This is a genomic window from Helicobacter magdeburgensis (genome assembly GCF_000765825.2).
Classification (GTDB): Bacteria; Campylobacterota; Campylobacteria; order Campylobacterales; family Helicobacteraceae; genus Helicobacter_C; species Helicobacter_C magdeburgensis.
Genome location: NZ_JRPE02000012.1, coordinates 1 through 21,093, shown reverse-complemented (window position 1 = coordinate 21,093; position 21,093 = coordinate 1). Strand labels below are relative to the sequence as shown.

Below are 21,093 nucleotides of genomic sequence, written 5' to 3'. Positions count from 1 at the left end.
TGGGTTTTTTTGTAAATTTTATGCTAGATTCTAAAAGGGCGGTAGGCGTAATTCAACAAAGGAGCGGCGATGAGCGTGTTATCAATAGTTTTGACACTCTTAGTGGTGATTGGCACGGGATATTATGTGCTAAAGGCATACAATCCTATTTTTGTTTTGCTTTTCTCTGGCATAGTTGTGTTGTGTGGGGCGTTTTTTCTCTATGGTGCGGAAGTGCCACTGCCTAAAAATACCTCTTCACAAGGTGTTTTTTTAGATGTGTATAAATTCCTATCAGTCACTTTTGCAAAGACACTCTCAGAAGTTGGATTGATTATTATGTCTGTGGCTGGGTTTGCCGCATATATGAAGCATATTAATGCCTCTTCAAAACTCGCCTTTGTCGCAAACGCCCCGTTAGGTAAAATCAAAAATAAATACCTTATCCTAAGTGGGACTTTTGTGGTAGGTATGATGCTAAAGATTGTCATTTCAAGCTATGCTGGGCTTATTTTGTTGCTGTTAGCAAGCATTTATCCTGTGCTTATCTCTCTTGGTATCCGCCCCATTACAGCGGTTTCTGTGCTTTCACTCATTACACTTGATTATGGTCCAAAAGATGGCAACTCAATCAATATGGCAAAAATGGTGGGGGAGCCTGATAATGTTGTGGGATTATTTTTGAACTATCAGTTATGGAGTGTTGTGGCGTATGTTGTTATTATCGCTCTTGTGATACCGCTGTATTATGCGTATGTGGATAAAAGAGATAGGGCAAAATTAGAGGCTGAAAATGTGGAGGTTGCAGAAATTACCAATCCACAATGCCCGTTTTTTTATATTTTATTGCCGTGGCTGCCTATTGTGCTGCTGTTTGGGACATATTTTGCTGGAATCAAGCTTGATGTGGTGAGTGCAAATTTTATTGCCATCTCTTTTTGCTTTTTGATTGAGTTTATCCGCCATAGGGACGGCAAAAGAGTGAGTGAAGATATTATCGTGGTGCTAAAGGCAATGGCGGAGATTTTTGTCTCTGTGGTGAGTATCATCATCGCTGCAAGTGTGTTTGCTGAAGGGATAAAAGCTCTAGGTGGGCTTGAAGTCATAGTGGGGTATTTAGCAAGTATGGGGAATGTCGCTGTGCTACTTTGCATTATTGTGTTAAGTTTCCTTGTCTTTGGGATTACAATCATTATGGGAAGTGGGATAGCGGCATTTAGTGCTATTGGAAACATCGCGGCAAATCTCGCTCCAAAGCTTGGTATCAAGCCTATTATCTTGGTTTTACCCCTTGAGATAGCTTCGTGTCTTGGTAGGGCTGCTTCGCCCATTGCTGGTGGCATTTTAGCCCTAGCTGGATTTGCCAAGCTAGAGCCTTTGGCGATTATCAAACGCACCTTGCCACTTTTGCTTTTAGGTATGGTGATAAATATTGTCGTAGCGTGGAGCTTTACGCTCTAGGCTTTGGATTCTAGAATCTATTGTGCTGTGTGCTAAGGGAGTGAGAGAGTGGAGCTTATAGAATCTTGTAAAAAGATTCTATAAGGAGTTTTTAGAATAAGAGTGAATAGTATAAATTCAAGTATGAGTAACCATAACCCAATGTCAAATCAAGGCGATGTTTGTTTTCAATTGTTAAACTTCCACCTGCTCGGACAGAGTAGGCTATGCCAAAATCGCTAGAGTTTGTTTTGTATGGAAAAGTTCCACTCCAATCATAATTTGTCGTTAGAGAGACAAAGCCCACACCTGCCCCGGCAAAAAGCCCCCATACGAATTTTTCTCCGGGATTTAAATCAAGCAAATAATCCGCACCGACGATGACAGGGATATAGTGATAGATCCATTTGCTATAAAGGCTAGTATTGCTACCATAGCCATAACTCACAGAGCCATATGCTCGAATACCCTGTCGTAACTTGTCTTCAATGAATGTATCTTTTGGAAAATAGTGAATATATCCTGCGTGAGCCGTTAAGCCACCAAGACTGTATCCTAAACCGCCTAATGATAGTCCGCCGCCCACAAAAAACTTATCCTTTGGCACTTTAGCCGTTTTATCCATAGCTACAAGTGGTAGCCCACACAACAAAGCTGCCAACAAAGGAGCTTTTAAAAGTTTTGCTTTCATTATTTTGTCCTTTACATTAAGAATTTTTAAATCCCTATCATAGCGTTTTTTTTTTTTTTGTAGAGTCAAGGGGTGATTTTCATTATTTTTTTGATTTTGTGTTACAATTTTGGCTTAAAAACGCTACCCTAAGGCATAAAATGAAAGGCACATAATGGATTCTTATGAATATGGCGAGTTGTTAAAAACTCTGCAAAATAAGGCGCAAAATATCGCAAAGATTCTAAACCCAGATTCCCTGCAAAAGCGATTAGATGAGATTAACGCATTAGAATCGCACCAAGAGTTTTGGAATGACGCAAAAAAGGCGGGGGAAATCACAAAGGAAAAGCGAAAATGTGAGCGGATTTTAAGCACTTATACGGAGATGAAAGCCGAGCTAGATGACGCAAAAGAGCTATTTGAGATAACAGAGAGCGAGGGGGATTCTAGCACTTTGGAGCTGTTGTTTGAAAATGTAGAATCCTTGCAGAGCCACATACAAAAGGTAGAAATTGAGGTTATGCTAAGTGGGGAGTTTGACTCATCAAATGCCATTATTACCATTCAGCCCGGAGCCGGTGGGACGGAGTCTCAAGACTGGGCAAGTATGCTCTATCGTATGTATTTGCGTTGGAGTGAGCGGAGAGGCTTTAAGGTGGAGCTGCTAGACTATCAAGACGGCGAAGAGGCAGGCATTAAGGGGGTGGCGTTTATCATCAAAGGTGAGAATGCCTATGGTTATGCCAAAAGCGAAAATGGCGTGCATAGGCTTGTTAGAATCTCGCCCTTTGATGCCAATGCCAAGCGACACACAAGCTTTGCTAGCGTGCAGGTAAGTCCGGAGCTAAGTGAAGACATAGATATAGAGATTTTGGATAAGGACATTCGCATTGATACCTATCGTGCCAGTGGTGCGGGCGGACAGCACGTGAATAAGACAGAATCTGCTATCCGCATAACGCACTTTCCAACAGGCATAGTCGTGCAGTGTCAAAATGATCGCAGTCAGCATAAAAATAAGGCAACGGCTATGAAAATGCTGCAGAGCAAACTCTATGAGCTAGAGCGGTTGAAACAAAGTGAGGGCGTGGCAAATGCCGAAAAAAGCGAGATAGGCTGGGGACATCAAATCCGTAGCTATGTCCTAGCCCCATATCAGCAGGTAAAGGACTTGCGGAGCAATTACGCTACAAGCGATACCGATGGTGTGCTAGATGGGGATATTGATAAATTGATAGAATCTGTGCTTGTTTTGGGGGAGAGTGGGAATTAAAAAAAGTTAGAAAGTTTGGATTAAATATAGCGAGTGAGTTTAATAAAATTGCAGCAATTTAGAATCATCTTACAAATAATAGGGTATAATCCAAGCTTATTTTGTCAAAGTTTCAAGAGTAAGGATAGGCAATGACACAAGAAGAGCTAGATTCTCTAATGAATGGAGAGCCTGATATCGCCCAAGTAGATGAAGCTCCAGAGCAAGAAGAGGAGTTTAAAAAAGAGACTTTTGATCCTAATGATTTTCGTGTGGAAGCGGATAAGAAGTGGCCACCACCACCGCCAACAGAAGATCACAAAGTCGTTCATCAGCTTGATGAGGTAACAAAAGATACAGAGGTCAAAGGCACACAGATTTTTGATCAGCTTGAGATTATGGGCGATGGTGCGGGGAAGATTCAAAAACAGGCAAAAAATCTTAAAAAATACCTTGAAACACAAGAAGAGCTTTTCTCTAAACTTTGTGCGGCATTCCCACATATTCAAAGCTTTCAAAATGCTCTAGAATCTACGCAGTCGGTTAAGGATAATATCAAGGAGATTCTTAACGCTTCAGATGAGATTAATGATGCGTCAATGCAGGCTATGGACTTAATGCAGTATCAGGATATTCATAGGCAAAAGATTGAACGCGTTATCAATGTAATGCGAGCCTTGGCACAATATATGAACTCGCTCTTTGAGGGCAAGATTGATGATAGTAAGCGTGTGAGCTCGGCGGTATTTATCGCTGGGGATAATAAAGATGATGTGGCAAATGAAGAGGATATTGAGGCGTTGATTGCTTCATTTGGTGCAAAGTAGCCTTACACACATAAGAATCTAGACTTTATTTTTTAATGAGATATGACTATGCAACAAAATACAGAATCTAAAAACAATACAGAATCTACTGCCGGGGTATCTAAAAAAGTCCAACTTCTCTCCCCTGCTGGGAATTTGCATAAGCTAAAAATCGCCCTTGCCTATGGGGCGGACGCGGTGTATGGAGGGGTGAGCCACTTTTCACTTCGCACAAGGGCAGGGAAGGAATTTAGCTATGAAGATTTCGCACAAGGTGTTGCATATGCTCACGAGCGTGGTAAAAAGGTATTTGTTACAATTAATGGATTTCCTTTTAATTCTCAACTCAAACTTTTAGAATCTCATATTGCTAAAATGGCATCTTTAAAGCCTGATGCGTTTATTGTAGCGGCACCGGGTGTAGTGAGATTAAGCAAAAAGGTTGCTCCGCAAATTCCTATTCATTTATCTACTCAAGCCAATGTGCTGAATGTGCTTGATGCGGAAGTGTTTTATGAAATGGGTGTCAAACGCATAGTCGCTGCACGCGAGATTAGCCTAAAAGACGCAATGGAGATTAAAAAGCATTTGCCAGATTTAGAGATTGAGATTTTTATACACGGCAGTATGTGCTTTGCCTTTTCTGGGCGATGTCTTATCTCGGCATTGCAGAGTGGGCGTGTGCCAAACCGCGGGAGCTGTGCGAATGACTGCCGATTTGATTATGAATATTTTGTGCGAAATATGGAGAATGATGAGCTTGTGAAGTTTGATGGCAAGGAATTGTATGTCAAAAATCCCGATAATGGCGTGATGATGAGACTAGAAGAGGAAGATGGCTTAGGGACACATATTTTTAACTCTAAGGATTTGAATCTAAGCGGACATATAAAGGAGATTTTAGATTCTGGAGCGATTGACGCACTAAAGATTGAGGGCAGGACAAAGTCAAATTATTATGCTGGGATTACCGCTAGGGCGTATCGTGCAGCAATTGATAGCTATTATAGTGGCAAGGGAGATTCTAATTTTTATACAAACGAGCTACAAACGCTGAAAAATCGCGGATTCACCGATGGCTACATTATCCATCGCCCTTATGAAAAGCTTAACACTCAAAATCACCAAACCGCCATAAGTGAAGGGAGCTATCAAGTCAATGCCGAAGTTGATGAAAGCGGAGAATGGGCAGTGTGTAAGCACACCATAAGAGTGGGGGAGGCAAAGGAGATTGTCGCACCTTTTGGGCAAAATGTGGTGTGTGGCACAAGTGAGCTAGGCGAGATATTTGTAGAAAATGGCGTGCAGTATATGCGATTTGATAGAATCTGTTTGAAAGATAATAAAGAGCTAGATTCTATCCATAGTGGCAATACTAATGCCTTTAAGCTCCCCTTGCCCCTTCCACCTTTTAGCTTCTTGCGTGAGAAGATTCAAAATTAGAATCTACACAAGATGGTTTGTGTTATTGAGCTTATACAGCATAGGGCTAAAGGCTTTTTGGGCGATGACAACCTGCTCCCCTATACTAAATTCTAAGCTCTGCTCTCTATCATACACAATCCGTAGGATTTCAGCATTACACAGCACACTGATAATACAAAATAGCTCCTGCATATCAATGGCAATAATCTGCCCCACAAGCGTGATTTTCGCACTGAGTCGCTTTTGAATAAAGACTTCTTGATTGCTTCCATCACTTAGAATCTGCCCAGATTCTACAACAAAGCTCCTTGAGGCAAGTGAGAAAATTTCACTTAAACTATGGCTTACAAGCAGGGTAGTGAGATTGAAAAGTTTATGAATCTTTTTTAGCTCATTTTGCAAAGTCTGTGCCATTGCGTTATCAAGGGCGGAGAAAGGCTCATCAAGCAAAAGGATTTTTGGTTTTGAGCTTAATGCCCGAGCCAAAGCCACGCGTTGAGATTGCCCACCGGAAAGCTGGGAGATTCTAGCGTTTTTAAGAGAGTGTAAATCCATAAGCTCCATAAGCTCATTAGCAAAGCTTTTGTCGTGCTTGTTTTTAAGCCCAAAGCAAATGTTTTGATATACGCTAAGATGTGGAAAAAGCGCATAATTTTGAAAGACAAAGCCAATATGACGTTTTTGCGGGGCGAGATGAATACCCTTTTGTGAATCTAGCCACACTTCATCGCCCACACGGATATAGCCCTGCTCCACACTATCTAGTCCGCTTAGAATCCGCAAAATACTCGTTTTCCCTGCACCCGATTTACCAAAAAGAGCGATAAACTCACCAAAATTAATGTGCTTATCAATCTCTAAACGGAACTTGCCTTTATTGCCAAGCAGGGTTTTGTGAAAATGCAAGTGAATATCGCTCATACAATACCCTTTTTTTGAAAATGTTTGTTAAGATAAAAAATGGCTAGAAGCAACACAAAGCAAATGAGAAAGAGACTTAGGGCGTATTGATGGGCTAGGGGGTAGTTAAGCGATTCTACTTCATCATAGATGGCAATACTTGCTACGCGTGTTTGGTTTGGGATATTGCCCCCTATCATCATCACAACGCCAAACTCCCCTATGGTATGGGCAAAGCTCGTTACACAGCCAAGCAAAATAGCAGGAATTATATTTGGCAGAAGGACGAAAAAGAGTGTGTAGATTCTGCCTTTGCCAAGCGTAAAGCTTGCCTCCTTTAAGCTTTTAGACAGGGAAGATAGAGCTGATTTTATGGGATTTGCCATAAAGGGCAGTGAGAAAATCACACTTGCCAAGATTAAGCCTTCAAAGCTAAAGACAAGCTTGAAGTTAAAATGCTCTAGCAAAAATGCCCCTAGTGCATTTTTTGGGCTAAAAGTGATAAGTAAATAGAATCCTAGCACTGATGGGGGCAGCACAAGGGGCATCCACACAAGCACTTCAATCACAGGACGCAGTGGGCTTTGCGAGAATGCAAGGTAATTGCCAAGGGCTATGCCTATGGGGAGTAAAATAAGCGTGGTAAGAAATGCCACGAGAAAAGTAAGCTTCATTGTGTCAAAAAACTCTGCCATATTTGCTATGAAAGTGAGATTTAAAGATTCTAAAAACTCCACTGCCTACCCCTTTACATATACTTTTCTAGCAAAATATGTGAGCTTGGGATATGCCATTTGCAAGGCTGATTTTGGCTTATCTCTATTGGGGTAAGGCTAGGGAATAGGGCGTAAATGGGGGTAATATTTTGAGATTTTGTATTGTCTATAAAATCCTGTGAGTGTGTATAATCTAGCGTATTTTGTGTGGTTGGTATAAGCTTAAGACGCGTGAAAAAACCGCTTGTTTGAATATCTGTGATTTGAGCTTCAAAGATGTTAAGGCGTGAAAGCAAGGCGTATTGCGTATGTGGCGTAGAATAGAAAGGAATAATCTCATTTTCTTTAAAAGTAGCTATGACTTTGTCATTAGAGCTAAACTCGCAAGGCTCAAGTATGAGGCTATGAAGTGTGCCAAAGCTACATTGCAGCTCTAGCAACACACAGCCATTTTGCTTAAATATTTGAGTTACACAAGCGGGAATCTTATTCATTTGAGCCTATTTTGAGCTATCACTGCTTATTTATCAGCCTTGTCATAGCCATATTCTTGGAATATTTTCTCTGCCACTTTGGAAGTTAAGATATATTCTACAAACTCTTTAGCAAGCTTAGAATCTTTGCCGTGATTTGGGATAATCAAAGCTTGATTTATCGGCTTATAGCTGCTTTCATCAATGAGTGTGTAAGTGAGATTTGGAGTTTTATCCTTAATCACCATTGATAACGCACTAAAGCCTACCTCACTTGCCCCTTGCAACACATAGCTTGTCGCCTGACCGATAGAATCCCCAACACTTAGTTTTGATTTAAGCTTTTTCTCTAGCTTTTGTGATTGTAAAAACTCTTCTGCCGCTCTGCCGTAGGGGGCAAGTTTTGGATTTGGAATAGCAATATGCTTGATTTTATCATTTTTCAAAATCTCAATGCTATCTGCCTTAAAGTCGGCATTAGCACTAAAAAGCACGAGTTTGCCCTTGGCGTAGTTGCTTGGCTGACTGGGAGCTAGTTTTTCATCATAGAGTTTTTGTGGGTAGCTCACATCTGCGGCGATAAAAAGATGCGTGGGAGAGCCATTTTGAATCTGTGCATACGCCTTGCCAGAAGAGATGTAGCTCACTTCAATCTTGTCTTTTTTATGCGTTTTTAAAAACTCACTTTTAATATCTTCTAGGACATATCTAAGACTAGCAGCAGCTAGAACATTAATCTGCTCCGCCATTGCATTGACACACATAAAGGCACTTAAAGCACAAACGCTTAGGATTTTTTTCATTTTCATAGTCATTCCTTGTGGTGAAATATTGAAATTAAATAATATATAAATTTATATAACCATAAAACATTTTGCAACAAGCAAGACATAAAATCGCCTATGAGACAAGAATCTACTTTGCTTTAAAATCTTCAAGGGCGGATTCTAAATCGCTTAGTCTTTTTGTCAGCTCGGCAAAGTCCTGTGAATTATCCAAATAATCAAAAAAGATATTTTTCACGCGTTCTAGCTCATTAAAAGCCTTCAACGCTTCAAAGCCAAGGGGGGTGAGCTTTGTCCCGCCACCGCCTTTTCCGCCATTGCAAGATTCTACAAGGGGGCTAGGAGAGAGCTTATTCATAATGTCTACACTATCCCACGCAGCCTTGTAGCTCATACCCATTTGTTTAGCTGCTTTTGAGATAGAGCCGCTTTCTGCTATACGCGTCAGCAGTTCAGCCCGCCCAACGCCGATATAGCTTTTCTCATTTTTTTCAAACCAAAATCGTGCAAATACATTCATTTTTATACTCTCAATATAAAATAATATAGCTTTTCACAGAGCCGTGCACACCAAAGACGGTTTGTAGCTCAATATCCGCTGTGCGTGAGGGACCGGCGATGAAAATCATATTAGTAGGGAGTTTGCCATTCTCACCTTGTGCTTTAAGCGTTTGCACCCCTTCGTAGAAATTCTCTACAACATCTTGTTTTTTAAGCAAAGCAATGCAAGTGCGTGTGATGAGTGAAGAAAGGCGAGGGGCTTTTACATTTGAAGCCACGCCGATGACGCCTAGATTTGCCACGCCACAGCTTGCCTGCACGATTGAAGTATCAAAAGCAAAGAGATTTGCCCTTTGCTCATCAACACTTTTTTCATACGCCACAAACTGCATAGAATCTTGCGTATCAAGTGCTTTTAAGCTTTGTGGATTAATGTCAATATTTGGATTGTAAAGGACATTTTTTGCTTGAGATTCTGCGAGTGCTTTGTAAATATCCTGTGCTAAGCTCTCTTGGCTAGATTCTATCACAATGGCTTTGTTTGCCCCCTGCCACGCGATGTATTCCTGCACTTTATCATCATTTGTGCGTTTCATAGGGTTTGCGTAGTTTGGGAATTGTGCTTGAATCTTGTTCTCTTGCAATGAAGCCTTGACATTATTTAAAATACTCTGCTTACTCATAAATCACCCCCTGCATTTTTGATACTTTCTTATGGAGATTCCCGCTTAGCTCTGGAAATGCCCTATATGCTACCCAATTTTTTAAGCCGGGTATAAATGAAGCAAAGGGCTTTGCAAGTGGGGCAAAAAATGCAGCTAAACTTAGCATTCTTCTCCACGAGCTACCATTACTTGCTAGATTGGCAAATTTTGTCATACCAAACTGCTCTTGCCTATCTTTCAAGCTGCCATCGTTATTTTTAAGATTCTTCCTGCCTTGCCCCACTTTTTCACTTCGCAAATCTCGTATAAGCTCGGCAAGTGGGATTTTGACAGGGCAGACTTCAGAGCATCGCCCACAAAGGGAGCAGAGATTCACCATATGTCCGTAGTTTTTCATACCAAAGAGCTGTGGGGAGATGACTTCCCCGATAGGTCCGGGATATGTGCTAAGGTAAGCGTGTCCGCCGATTTTATCATACACGGGGCAGTGATTCAGGCAAGTTCCACAGCGGATACAGCTAAGGGATTTGTAAAAATGTGAATCTTTTAAGATTGTGGAGCGATTGTTATCAAGCAAGATGATATGCACTTCCTTTGGTCCATCAAGCTCACCCTCTTTTCGTGGAGAAGTGATGATATTGTTATAGCAAGTAATCGCCGCTCCTGTGGCTGAAGGCACAAGCAAGGCATCAAGGATAGAGGCATCTTCAAAACTTTCTACAATCTTTTCAATCCCACAAATAGCTATGTGAATATCACTCGCAGTGGTACTCATACGCCCATTGCCTTCATTTTCAATAAGCCAAATCGCCCCCTCATCAGCAATGGCAAAATTTACTCCACTTAGCCCCATTTTAAACTCTTGAAACTCTTTGCGTAAATGCACACGAGCAATTTCATTGAGCTTTTCTGGCTCAGATTCTAGATTTGCCCCAAGCTTTTGAGCGAAAATCTCGCCGATTTGATAGCGATTTTTATGAATCGCAGGGGCGACAATATGCACAGGTGGTTCATCTATAAGCTGAATGATAAGCTCACCTAAATCCGTCTCAATGGGGTCTAGCCCCTTTTGCTTCAAAAAGGCGTTTAAGTGGGTTTCCTCACTTGCCATTGACTTGCCTTTTAGAATCTTAGTTACGCCCTTTTCTTTCATAAGTGAGTAAATAATCTCATTTGCTTCCTTGCTATCACTCGCCCAGTGGATAATAAAGCCATTTTTACTTGCATTTTGCTCAAATCGCTCTAATAAAACATCAAGCCGTGACAATGTCTTTTGTTTGAGTGCTTTGCCCTTCTCGCGTAGCTCTTCCCAATCTGTGTAGCGTGAAGCTATGAGATTCTTGCGATTTGTTTTAAGGGTATCCATTACATTTTTAAGATTTACTCTTAATTGCTTATCACTAAGCTTGGTATTAACAATATCGTGATGTCCTTGATAGCTCATATTACGCTCCTAGCCCAATTCTTTGTGCCAAAAAGTCATAGAGATGTATGGGTTTGACTTGGGCATTTTGCTTTTTTAATGCTCCACTAATATTCAGCAGACAACCCGCATCAGCAGAGATGACATACTCTACATTGCGTGAGAGGATATCTTCAATCTTTTGGCTTACCATTGCGTGTGAGACTTCAGGCTCTTTGACACTAAAGCTTCCGCCAAATCCACAGCACTCTTCTTCACGCTCTAATTCTATAAGTTCTACATTTTGCAGTGAGTTTATTAACGCCTTTGCACTATCTACAACCTTTGAAGTCCGCAAAGCGTGGCAATTACTATGCCAAGTAACTTTCACAGGATTCCCTTTGTCTTCATACTTCACACCTAGCACTTTGTGGAGATATTCGCCCAAGTCATAAACGCGTTGGCAAAATTGCTTTACTTCAGCAAACTCACTTCTACCTTCAAACAGCTCCAAATAATCCTCTCTCATCATTCCTGCACAAGAGCCAGAAGGCACGATAATTGGCTCTTCACCCTTAAAAAGATTGATATTATGCAAGGCTACCTTGCGACTTTCATCATAATAGCCGGAGTTGTAGCTTGGTTGAGCACAACAAGTTTGATCTTTTTTGAAAACCACCTCACAGCCCTCTTTTTGCAAAAGTTTTATCGCATTAACACAGGTGTCAGCATACGCTACACCGCCAAGACAGGTTGAGAAAAAAAACACTCGCATCACTTGCTCCTTCCTTGTATATAGAGCAGTTATGATATATATAACGAGCTTTAAAATAACAAAAGGTTAAAAATTACTTGCTTTTATTTTATTAATTTTGTTTCAATTCTACACAAATATATAAACAATAAATAATCGTATAAATGTGAATATTTTACACATTTACATATAAAACATTCTTATTAGTATATTTTTGTAAGGTTAAATTTTTTTATAATATTTGCCAAGCAAACTATGCTTTTATACCTAAAAATTTCAAAAAGGAGAATCTAAATATGGAAGTATGGCAACAAGTCTATGACCCATTTAACAGTATTTGGCTAAGTGCAACCGTGGCATTTCTGCCGATTGCTTGTTTTTTGGCGTGTTTGTTAGTTTTTAAGCTCAAAGGGTATCAGGCTGGATTCCTTACCGTTGTGTTGGCTTCAGTTTTGGCAGTTTTTGCTTATGATATGCCTTTTTCTCTTGTTGGAGCGAGTTTTGTTCAAGGATTTGCACAAGGTATTTGGCCTATCGCGTGGATCATCATCGCGGCAATTTTCTTGTATAAACTCTCTGTCAAATCCGGTGCATTTGAGGTGATTAAATCAAGCGTTATCACTATAACGCCAGATCACAGAATCCAAGTGATTTTGATAGGATTCTGCTTTGGCTCATTTTTAGAGGGCGCGATAGGATTTGGCGGACCTGTAGCAATTACTGCGGCATTACTTGTGGGCTTAGGACTTCGCCCATTATATGCAGCAGGGCTATGCCTGATTGCCAATACTGCACCTGTGGCATTTGGTGCTGTTGGGATTCCAATCATTGCGATGACAAATCTCGTGCATATTGAGCAGTATGCGGTTGCGGCGATGGTTGGGCGTATGCTTGTGCCATTGAGCTTGACAATTCCTTTTTTCATCGTATTTTTGATGGACGGATTTAAGGGTGTGAGAGAGACTTTCCCAGCGATTTTGGTCGCTGCTATAAGTTTCACAGGGACACAATATTTTAGCTCAAATCATTGGGGTGCGGAATTGCCAGATATTGTTTCTGCGATTGTTTCACTCCTTTGCACCACACTCTTTTTGCGTATTTGGCAGCCAAAAAATATTTTTAGGCTTGATGATGAAAAAGATTTCTCTAAGAAAAGCACCTTGAGTGCAGGGCAGATTTTCAAGGCGTGGCTACCTTTTGTGTTGCTTATCGTGTGTATTGTTATTTGGACACAGCCTTGGTTTAAGGCTCTTTTTGAAAAAGGTGCGATTTTTGACTACACACAAGTAACAATTGCCTTTAATAATATCGCTTTATCCATTGTAGATCCAAAAGGTGCAGCTGTTTCTTTGGTACTTCCTGTGAATTTTATCGCACTCCAAGCAGGGACGGCGATTTTGGTTGCGGCATTTTTGACGATTCTTTTCTTGCGTATCAAATCTAGCGATGCGGCAGAATGCTTTTGGGATACGCTTAAAGAAATGGCTATTCCTTGTATTACAATCGGGCTTGTTGTTGCCTTTGCCTTTGTGTCAAAAAATAGCGGTATGAGTGCGACTTTGGGGACAGCTTTTGCAAAAACAGGCGATATGTTTGCATTCTTTAGCCCGGTTATTGGGTGGCTTGGCGTGTTTATTACCGGCAGTGATACAAGCTCAAATCTGCTCTTTGGGACATTACAGCAAATCACAGCACAAGAGCTTGGTGTTAAAGAGGCATTATTCTTGGCGGCAAACTCTGTTGGTGGCGTTGTTGGTAAGATGATAAGCCCACAAAGTATAGCCATTGCTTGTGCGGCGGTTGGGCTAGTTGGCAGGGAATCCGAGCTATTTAAATTTACACTCAAATATTCCCTTGCTCTCATTATTCTCATTGGGATTTGGACGACAATTATTGCTATGTTTTTGCCGACAATTATCCCAGATGTTGTGCCACTACATTAACAACTACTTCAAGCTTCCTAAGAAGAATCTTAGGAAGCTTTATTTTTCAAATATAATTTCATTAGGATTTTAAAAGTTTTAGAGTCTTTAGATTCTAAGTGAATCAATCTGCCCCGTGTAGTAAAAATACTTCTCAAGCACTAAAAGTGAGATAATACTTTCTCGCTCTCTATCAAAAAACTGCTTCACATATTGATGTGCGTTGTGGATAATCCCTTCTGCAAAGCTTGGATTTTTCAAACAATACTCTAGCTTTTCTTCTACATCGGCGTAGTCATCACGAATCTGCAAGTAGTGAATATCTGGCTCTAGATACCCTTCCATAAACCAAGTTTCAAACTTTGGCTTTGGCATAACCGCTAGAGAGTTTGAGCTCATCACCCATTTAAGATTGCTTGCCACATCATTGCCCTCCAGCGATAACAAAAACTTATAGGGCAAATGTTTGGCAATACTTATTTTTGGTTTTTGCCAAGCGTGATGCACACTTTTGTGTCCGGTATGTCCTAAATCACAAAGTGGGTGGTTAAAATATTTTTCAAAAAATTGTGTCCTGTGGGCTTGGTAGATTCCACCGCGGTAGAAAAGTTTATCTTGCTTTGTGGCAAAAGTATAAGGATCGTTAATAAAAGTAAAATGACGGATTTTCTCAAGATTCAAAAGTGTAGAGTTGGAAAATGGTGGGATATTATCCCCCCCCCCAGTAGTTTTTTGAGATTCCACATAGGCTTTGGTGGGGCGAGATTTTGTAATAGAAGGTTTGGGGCAGATATAATTCACATCGCCAAATTCAAAATATGCCTTAAAATCCTGCGGAAAATAGCGTGTAAATTCATACGCATCAAAATTATACATCGTCTTTTTCTTAGCAAACCGCACGCAGCTAATGTTTTTGGCATTTTCATCAAGCGTGATTTTAGAATCTAGCTGACAATAATAATCCACCCTTTGTTTGATATACTCTATATCATCGCGTGTTTGAATTGAGTGTAGAATTTTTTCTCGGCTTGGGAGCAAAAAGCGAGGGGAAAGCATACGCATAACACCGCTAAGATTATAGGCTAAGCGATTATTTCTCATTAGTTAAATCCTTATGCTTGAAGTGTTTTAAAATACGCAATAGTCTTTTCTAGCCCCTCTCTTAACTGCACTTTTGGACTAAAGTTTAGCTCTTTTTTGGCTAGGGTTATGTCTGGTTGGCGTTGCTTTGGGTCATCTTGGGGCAGGGGTAAAAACACAAGCTTTGATGTAGAGCCTGTAAGCTCAAGCACATTTTGTGCGAGTTCTAGCATACTAAATTCGTGTGGGTTGCCAATATTTACCGGTCCATAGAATCCATCTTTGCTATCCATAAGAGAAATCATTCCATCAATCAAATCATCTACATAGCAAAAGCTTCGCGTTTGACTCCCATCGCCATAAATGGTAATGTCCTCCCCACGCAACGCTTGAATGATAAAGTTACTCACCACTCGCCCATCATTTGGGTGCATTCTAGGACCATAGGTATTAAAAATCCGCATTACTTTAATGTTTAAATTATGCTGCCTTTGATAGTCAAAAAACAGCGTCTCCGCACATCTCTTGCCCTCATCATAGCACGCCCTTATGCCGATGGGATTGACAGAGCCTTTATAAGATTCTACTTGCGGATGGATTTCAGGATCGCCATAGACTTCGCTTGTAGAAGCCTGCAAAATCTTAGCCTTCACGCGTTTAGCAAGCCCTAGCATATTGATCGCCCCCATTACAGAAGTTTTCGTCGTTTGCACAGGGTCAAACTGATAATGCACCGGGCTTGCTGGACAAGCAAGGTTATAAATCTCATCAACCTCCACATACAGCGGAAAGGTTACATCGTGTCGCATAAACTCAAATCTAGGATTTGACAAAAGGTGTAGAATATTTTGCTTTGTGCCTGTGAATAGATTATCCACACATAGCACTTCATCGCCGCGATCAAGCAGTCTTTCGCATAAATGTGAGCCTAAAAACCCAGCCCCTCCAGTTACTAGAATCTTTTTGTTTAGCATTGAAACTCCTTTGACATAAAAGTGTGGATTCTAGCATAAATATTATGTATGAGAAACAGCCTTTATGCTATTTTCTTACGATAAAAGTAATGCATTGGGATATAGATAATACTCGCCCAAGAGCCCAAATACCATAACACAAAGCAAAAATGTCTGTGGATATAGCTATGCGATTTGCCAAGCACAAACCAGCTTATTGCAGGTAGGGCAAAGCATATAAGCAAGGCGATATAGAAGTTTCTGTAACTTTTATTAGATTCCACAAAACATACAAAAATACTTAAGCAAAGAAGAATAAGAAGCTTTGTGTTTGCTGTGAGATAAATTTTTATCACTTCTAACGCACTTGCATTAAGCGAATCGGCATAGACAGGATGAAAGTCCTTAGGATTACCACCTGTCATTCTGCGTAAAAAGTCATTGTGATAAATATCCATAAGTCCAGCCCATAAATCCCCACCACCGCGGATATAAGTATGGATTATAAAGGTAAGCAAAAACCCCACACAAGCAAGGATAAAAAGCCCTAAGCCATATTTGAAAGCTCTTTTTGCTGGCATACTAAGAAAGGGGCTTTGAGAGCCTGTAAGCACCCCATAGATAAAGCTTACAATAAATGGACTAAGAGAAAACAGAATAATGCTTGTAAGAAACTCATAACTCATACTTGCACGCAGGGCTATGGCAAACATATAGGCTAGGCAAAATAGAGTGAGTGTGGTTTTAGAGAGTTTGTTTTGTGTTGCTACCATTCTATATAAGCTAAAAGCAATAATTGCAGGGAGAATCCAAAAAGTAAGACTAAAGTAAAGACTTCCGCCAAAGTTTGCCACCCAACCGCTTGTAAAAAGAGACAGAAAGAATATAATCCCAAACGCTCTACCAAAGATTTTGCCGAGCAGAAACGCGCATATAAGTAACGCCATTGCACTCAAAAAGGCATTAAGCCAATAGAGAGCTTTAAAGCTTGTGAGATTAAGGGTTTGATATAGCCACGCATAGAAAAAGCCCTGCACGCCTATGGTTGATCTGTAATGACCAAAAGAATCTGGGACAATCCCCTCATTTAAGATTCTTAATGTCCCATTGCCATAAGTATCCTCTATGCCCTTAGCACCAACAAAGCTTAGCCCATATCCCTCCAAATCATAGCCATATTGCAGGGCTAAAATTGTCGCTGGGATATGACTCTCCACATCGGCAAATCTATTTGCTTTTGTGTAGAAAATACTACTTGTAACAAGTAGGACAAAAACGCCCCCAAGTAGCATATATGCCCTATTTCGTGCGATAGAATCCACACTCTGCAGAAATCGTGTAAAAAGATTGTGTAACATTGTTTGCTCCTTTGTATTTTGCTTATTAGCTGATTTTCTCGTTATTTTCTTCTTCTAGGATTCTAGGAATTGCGGTGTTGCTAGTGGAGCTTTTAGCAAATTTTGGGGTGGAGCTAGACATAAGGTCTGCGGTTACCCCAAAATTTGCTAAATCGCCGCTATGATTACCCAAGACCGAATCCTATGCACTATGCTTTGCCGCTCTCTTGGTAGTCATAATCTGTGTTAATACCCCACAAATCACACTCCCTGCCCAAAATCTTATCCGCACACATAAGCCCCATAAGAATGCTATGGTCTTGATTGTTATACTTAAAGCTGCCATTTCTCCCGATGAAATACAAATCTTTAAAGCTATCTAGGGCTTTGTAGATTTTATGGAGATTGTCTTTGTAGCCTTTCTCATACACAGGGTAGCTTTTGTGGATTTTTAGCACGCTGGTGTTTTTGATAAGGCTAGAATCTGCTACAAGCTTAGATTCTAGCAAATCCCTTTTTGCCATCTCGCTTAGGGCATTATCATCGAGATTCCACAAGGCTTCATCATCATTTGCCCAATACTCAAGGCATAAAATCGCAGAATCTTGTCCGCATTGCAAGTCCTTAGTCCAATTGGCGAAGTTGGTGATTCTGCCGGTTTGGGTATCCTTGCTATGCACATAAATCCAATTATCCTTGAATAGCTTTGTCTCTTTGGTGCTTTTAGCGGATTGTTCGCTCAAGGCTCGGTCATTTGCGTTTGAGCCACTCCCTTCGCCTTTCGCTCCAAAACCACTAAAATCACTCAAAGATACTTTGCTATTCCCAAACACATTTCCTTGCGATTTTTGCGTGTTATTTTCAGAAATGGTTTCTAGGTTGTCGGCGTTTTCACGCCAAGCCTCTTTCTCTTCTTCTAGGATTCTAGGAATTGCGGTATTGCTTTCGTAGTTTTTTGGGGATTTTGGGGCAGAGCTAGACTTGAGATCTGCGGTTGCCTCAAAATCCCCAAAATCTGCGGAATGCTCACCCAAAACAAGCGAAGCGTTCGGAGATAGCCGATGTTTCTTTAGTAAAGCCAAATCCCCTACTTCTACATAAACTAAAATCGTGTTTCTAAACTTCAACCCCCTTGCCATTTCTTTCACACTAGAATCTAGCTCTTCTAGCGACAACACCATATCCTTAAAAGGTGCGGTTGAAATCACAATATCCCCGCTAAACTCGCCCTTGTTTGTGCTGATACCCACCGCCTTTTTGCCCTGCGTTGTAATGCCTAGCACTTCAATATCACAATGCACCACGCCGCCGCGTTTGATAATCTCTTGCTTCATATTTTCATACACCACGCCACAGCCCTTTTTGGGGTAGCTAAACTCATCAACCAAAGTCTTATGCTTTTTGCCCCCACCACCAAAGAATGCGGATTTTATCGCTTCATAGAGATTAAGCCCTTTAATGCGTTGCGCGGCAAAATCCGCATCTAGCTCACTGCATTTTATCCCCCAGAGCTTTTCTGTGTAGCTTTTAAAAAATATGCTATATAAGCGATAGCCAAAGGCATTTGCCACCCACGATTCAAAGCTATCGCCTTTAAAGGGGCTAATTTTTGCCTTTATATAGCTAAAAACACAAAGGGCAGATTCTACAAGCCCAAGTTTAAATAGTGCGTCAAACCCACGCAAAGGATAGTAGAAAAACTTGCGGTTATAAAAGATTCTAGTCAATCGTGAGACTTTCTCATACTCACCATTTGTGTGAGAATGCCAAAAGTCATTTAAGCGAGTATCCTTGCTAAAGAAGCGATGCGGTCCAATATCCACAATCTGTGAAAATAGCTCTATGCTTTTACTCATTCCGCCAACTTTAGATTCTAGCTCAAAAATCTCTACACTATATCCATTCTCACTTAGCACCCTAGCCGCGCTAAGCCCAGCCGGTCCTGCACCGATGATTAAGACTTTTTTATTTTGTCTCACTTGTTATCCTTTCTTGTAAATTTAATAAAACTAAAATATTTATGCCCCAAATAGTTGCAGATAAAGCCCACGCCCACACCGCTAATGTGGGCTACAAACTCTAAATGCTTTTGATGAAGTAGGAAGCTTTTGTGTGGGGCTAAAAAGGGGCAAGATTGTATAAAATCCTGCAAAGTTGTATAAAAACTCTGTAAAAGCCAAAGTGTCCCCACACTCACAAATAAGGCAATAAGTAGCCCAAAAAGAGCCACAATACTAAAGCGGATAAAGGCTAGTCTTAAGCTAATATTGCGAGAAAAGATATACCTTGCAGACAAGGCGAAATTCACAAAATGCCCTAAGATATAGGCGATAATCACACTGCTTGAAAAGCTTATGTAAAAGCTTAGAAAATGCCTTGAGATGAGATTGACAAATAGGGCTAGAAAAGCAACACAAACATACTTTATTAACTGCATTAACTTCCCTTTATTTAATAGCGTGGGTTGCTATGCCAGTTGAGTGCTGAAGATAGGATTATCTCAATATCTGCAAAATGTGCCTTCCAGCCTAGAATCTGCTTTGCCTTAGAGCTATCGCCAATGAGTGTGGCAGGGTCGCCCTCTCGTCTAGATTCTAGGCAAGAGGGGATTTTTTTATTGCAGAGCTTACTCGCACACTCCAGCAGCTCAAAGATAGAGAAGCCCTCCCCATTGCCAAGATTAAAGGCTTCGCTTTTGCCACCATTTAGGAGATACTTTAGGGCTAGAATATGTGCGTTTGCTAAGTCGTCTATATGGATATAATCCCTTATGCAAGAGCCATCTTTTGTAGGGTAGTCATCGCCATAAATGCTAAGAACTTCTCTCTGCCCCAAAGCAGTCTGTAAAAGAAGTGGGATTAAATGCGTCTCTGGGCTATGAGATTCACCAATATCAAAAAGCATACTCGCCCCAGCGGCGTTAAAATAACGCAAGATGACATACTCTAGCCCATAAGCGTGGCTAAAGTCTTTTAGCATATTTTCTACCACAAGCTTTGAGTAGCCATAGGGATTTATGGGATTTTGCGGATGGGATTCTGTGATGGGTAGGTGCAGGGGATTACCATAAGTGGCACAAGTGGAGCTAAAGATAATGTTTTTGACATTTGCCTTACGCATAGATTCTAGGAGATTTAGCGAGTTGGCGATATTGTTGTAATAATATTTGCTAGGGTCTTTGACACTCTCACCCACATAGGCAAAGGCAGCAAAGTGCATAACCGCTTGTATTTGATATGTGCTAAAGATAGAATCTAGAGTGGCTTTATCGCTTAAATCGGCGTGGATAAAAGTGGTATTTTTGTGGGCGGTGTGAAGTTGGCGGGATAAATCATTATTTGAGTTTAAGTTAGATTTAAGATTGTTATAGAGAATAGAATTCTGTGTATTTACCCCCCCCCCCGTTAAAATTTTGCTCTAATTGTGTAAGAAAATTGAGCGTAGAATCTTGTATCTTAGAATTTATAGAATCTAGAATCTGCGTTGTCTCTTGCGTGCTTTTGCGGGAGTTTGCTTTTTTTGCTTCGGCACTACCGCTTAGGTAGCTTCTCGCAAAAAAAGCTTCACAACCCGCAAAATCATCACAAGATACTTCCGCAGTTGGCGTTTTTTGGGTTTTAGATTCTATGTTTTTAGAATATGGGGGTGCGATAAATGGATTATTATAAGAAAAAGGAAGTGGTGCATAATGTAAAGATTCTTTATGCCCATAGACTAAATTATCTAGTACAATGGTTTGAAATCCTAGAGTATTCAGCAGGGCATTTGCGTGAGAGCCGATATATCCCGCCCCACCGGTTACTAGAATCTTTTTGTTTGGCATTGAAATCCTTTTGTTTGTAAATAAAACATCGCTTGGGTTAAATCACGCAATTGTAGCAGAAGTTTCTTAAGTTAATTTTGTCTATCTTGTAGATTTATTTGTTAGAAATGCCCTACCTTATCGGTCTATTTTTTACCACATTTGCACTTGTTGGGGTGAGTAATGCGATTAATATTATTGATGGGTTTAATGGCTTAGCAAGTGGTG

At 40.6% G+C, this 21,093-nt stretch carries 22 protein-coding genes and 1 pseudogene; 6 read left to right on the top strand and 17 right to left on the bottom strand.

What is annotated here, in order from left to right:
• Positions 1-69: 69 nt before the first annotated feature.
• Positions 70-1,440, top strand: a complete 1,371-nt coding sequence (gene dcuC / locus LS74_RS08170) for a C4-dicarboxylate transporter DcuC (RefSeq protein ID WP_201274719.1) — start codon at positions 70-72, stop codon at positions 1,438-1,440.
• 91 nt (positions 1,441-1,531) lie between these two features.
• Here dcuC and LS74_RS08165 read toward each other — a convergent pair whose 3' ends face one another.
• Positions 1,532-2,110 (bottom strand): outer membrane beta-barrel protein, encoded by a 579-nt coding sequence (locus LS74_RS08165; RefSeq protein WP_034587009.1) that lies wholly within the window; start codon positions 2,108-2,110, stop codon positions 1,532-1,534.
• Positions 2,111-2,264: 154 nt separating this feature from the next.
• Here LS74_RS08165 and prfB point away from each other — a divergent pair, with 154 nt between their 5' ends.
• The 3 genes from prfB to LS74_RS08150 all read left to right on the top strand — a co-directional run bounded on the left by prfB (position 2,265) and on the right by LS74_RS08150 (position 5,593).
• On the top strand, positions 2,265-3,365 hold the full coding sequence (gene prfB / locus LS74_RS08160; RefSeq protein WP_034587007.1) for a peptide chain release factor 2: 1,101 nt from the start codon (positions 2,265-2,267) through the stop codon (positions 3,363-3,365).
• A gap of 131 nt (positions 3,366-3,496) precedes the next feature.
• Entirely contained in the window at positions 3,497-4,171 is a 675-nt protein-coding gene (locus LS74_RS08155) for a hypothetical protein (RefSeq protein ID WP_034587006.1), read from the top strand.
• 48 nt (positions 4,172-4,219) lie between these two features.
• Positions 4,220-5,593, top strand: coding sequence for a peptidase U32 family protein (locus tag LS74_RS08150; protein ID WP_034587005.1), 1,374 nt, complete (start codon positions 4,220-4,222; stop codon positions 5,591-5,593).
• Between the two features lie 3 nt (positions 5,594-5,596).
• Here LS74_RS08150 and LS74_RS08145 read toward each other — a convergent pair whose 3' ends face one another.
• From LS74_RS08145 to LS74_RS08110, 8 genes are all read right to left on the bottom strand, one after another.
• Positions 5,597-6,496, bottom strand: a complete 900-nt coding sequence (locus LS74_RS08145) for an ATP-binding cassette domain-containing protein (RefSeq protein WP_034587003.1) — start codon at positions 6,494-6,496, stop codon at positions 5,597-5,599.
• A complete protein-coding gene (gene modB, locus LS74_RS08140) occupies positions 6,493-7,170 on the bottom strand; it encodes a molybdate ABC transporter permease subunit (protein ID WP_201274720.1) in 678 nt (225 codons plus the stop codon). Before modB ends, LS74_RS08145 begins: the two co-directional genes overlap by 4 nt.
• Positions 7,171-7,223: 53 nt before the next feature.
• A complete protein-coding gene (locus tag LS74_RS08135; RefSeq protein WP_034586999.1) occupies positions 7,224-7,685 on the bottom strand; it encodes a hypothetical protein in 462 nt (153 codons plus the stop codon).
• Between the two features lie 26 nt (positions 7,686-7,711).
• On the bottom strand, positions 7,712-8,473 hold the full coding sequence (gene modA / locus LS74_RS08130) for a molybdate ABC transporter substrate-binding protein (RefSeq protein WP_034586997.1): 762 nt from the start codon (positions 8,471-8,473) through the stop codon (positions 7,712-7,714).
• A 106-nt stretch (positions 8,474-8,579) separates the two neighbouring features.
• Complete coding sequence (locus LS74_RS08125) at positions 8,580-8,969, bottom strand: winged helix-turn-helix domain-containing protein (RefSeq protein ID WP_034586994.1); 390 nt, start codon at positions 8,967-8,969, stop codon at positions 8,580-8,582.
• Positions 8,970-8,979: 10 nt separating this feature from the next.
• Positions 8,980-9,633, bottom strand: coding sequence for a LutC/YkgG family protein (locus LS74_RS08120; RefSeq protein ID WP_034586992.1), 654 nt, complete (start codon positions 9,631-9,633; stop codon positions 8,980-8,982).
• Entirely contained in the window at positions 9,626-11,059 is a 1,434-nt protein-coding gene (locus LS74_RS08115; RefSeq protein WP_034586990.1) for a LutB/LldF family L-lactate oxidation iron-sulfur protein, read from the bottom strand. The genes LS74_RS08120 and LS74_RS08115 overlap by 8 nt, the downstream gene beginning before the upstream one ends.
• 1 nt (position 11,060) lies before the next feature.
• Positions 11,061-11,792 carry a (Fe-S)-binding protein gene (locus LS74_RS08110; protein ID WP_034586987.1) on the bottom strand — a complete coding sequence of 244 codons (732 nt, stop codon included), beginning with the start codon at positions 11,790-11,792 and terminating at the stop codon, positions 11,061-11,063.
• Positions 11,793-12,067: 275 nt separating this feature from the next.
• Between LS74_RS08110 and LS74_RS08105 the strand changes: the two genes are divergently transcribed.
• Positions 12,068-13,714 carry an L-lactate permease gene (locus tag LS74_RS08105; protein ID WP_034586984.1) on the top strand — a complete coding sequence of 549 codons (1,647 nt, stop codon included), beginning with the start codon at positions 12,068-12,070 and terminating at the stop codon, positions 13,712-13,714.
• Between the two features lie 87 nt (positions 13,715-13,801).
• Here LS74_RS08105 and LS74_RS08100 read toward each other — a convergent pair whose 3' ends face one another.
• The 8 genes from LS74_RS08100 to LS74_RS11405 form a co-directional block, all read right to left on the bottom strand.
• Entirely contained in the window at positions 13,802-14,794 is a 993-nt protein-coding gene (locus LS74_RS08100) for a glycosyl transferase family 90 (RefSeq protein WP_138129009.1), read from the bottom strand.
• Positions 14,795-14,805: 11 nt separating this feature from the next.
• Positions 14,806-15,747: a UDP-glucuronic acid decarboxylase family protein gene (locus LS74_RS08095; protein ID WP_034588516.1), complete on the bottom strand. Its 942-nt coding sequence runs from the start codon at positions 15,745-15,747 to the stop codon at positions 14,806-14,808.
• Positions 15,748-15,809: 62 nt separating this feature from the next.
• On the bottom strand, positions 15,810-17,084 hold the full coding sequence (locus tag LS74_RS08090) for a hypothetical protein (protein WP_034588514.1): 1,275 nt from the start codon (positions 17,082-17,084) through the stop codon (positions 15,810-15,812).
• Positions 17,085-17,109: 25 nt separating this feature from the next.
• The gene (locus LS74_RS10930) at positions 17,110-17,256 is read right to left on the bottom strand and encodes a hypothetical protein (RefSeq protein ID WP_167480476.1); all 147 of its coding nucleotides are present in this window, start codon (positions 17,254-17,256) and stop codon (positions 17,110-17,112) included.
• A gap of 16 nt (positions 17,257-17,272) precedes the next feature.
• The gene (locus LS74_RS08085; RefSeq protein ID WP_034588512.1) at positions 17,273-19,042 is read right to left on the bottom strand and encodes an FAD-dependent oxidoreductase; all 1,770 of its coding nucleotides are present in this window, start codon (positions 19,040-19,042) and stop codon (positions 17,273-17,275) included.
• The gene (locus LS74_RS08080; protein WP_002957209.1) at positions 19,039-19,500 is read right to left on the bottom strand and encodes a GtrA family protein; all 462 of its coding nucleotides are present in this window, start codon (positions 19,498-19,500) and stop codon (positions 19,039-19,041) included. The genes LS74_RS08085 and LS74_RS08080 overlap by 4 nt, the downstream gene beginning before the upstream one ends.
• 14 nt (positions 19,501-19,514) lie before the next feature.
• Positions 19,515-20,438 (bottom strand): UDP-glucose 4-epimerase GalE, encoded by a 924-nt coding sequence (galE, locus tag LS74_RS08075; protein ID WP_236096880.1) that lies wholly within the window; start codon positions 20,436-20,438, stop codon positions 19,515-19,517.
• On the bottom strand, positions 20,428-20,886 hold the full coding sequence (locus tag LS74_RS11405) for an NAD-dependent epimerase/dehydratase family protein (protein ID WP_236096876.1): 459 nt from the start codon (positions 20,884-20,886) through the stop codon (positions 20,428-20,430). The genes galE and LS74_RS11405 overlap by 11 nt, the downstream gene beginning before the upstream one ends.
• 98 nt (positions 20,887-20,984) lie before the next feature.
• Between LS74_RS11405 and LS74_RS08070 the strand changes: the two are divergent.
• Positions 20,985-21,093, top strand: a pseudogene (locus tag LS74_RS08070) (undecaprenyl/decaprenyl-phosphate alpha-N-acetylglucosaminyl 1-phosphate transferase); the annotation flags it as partial.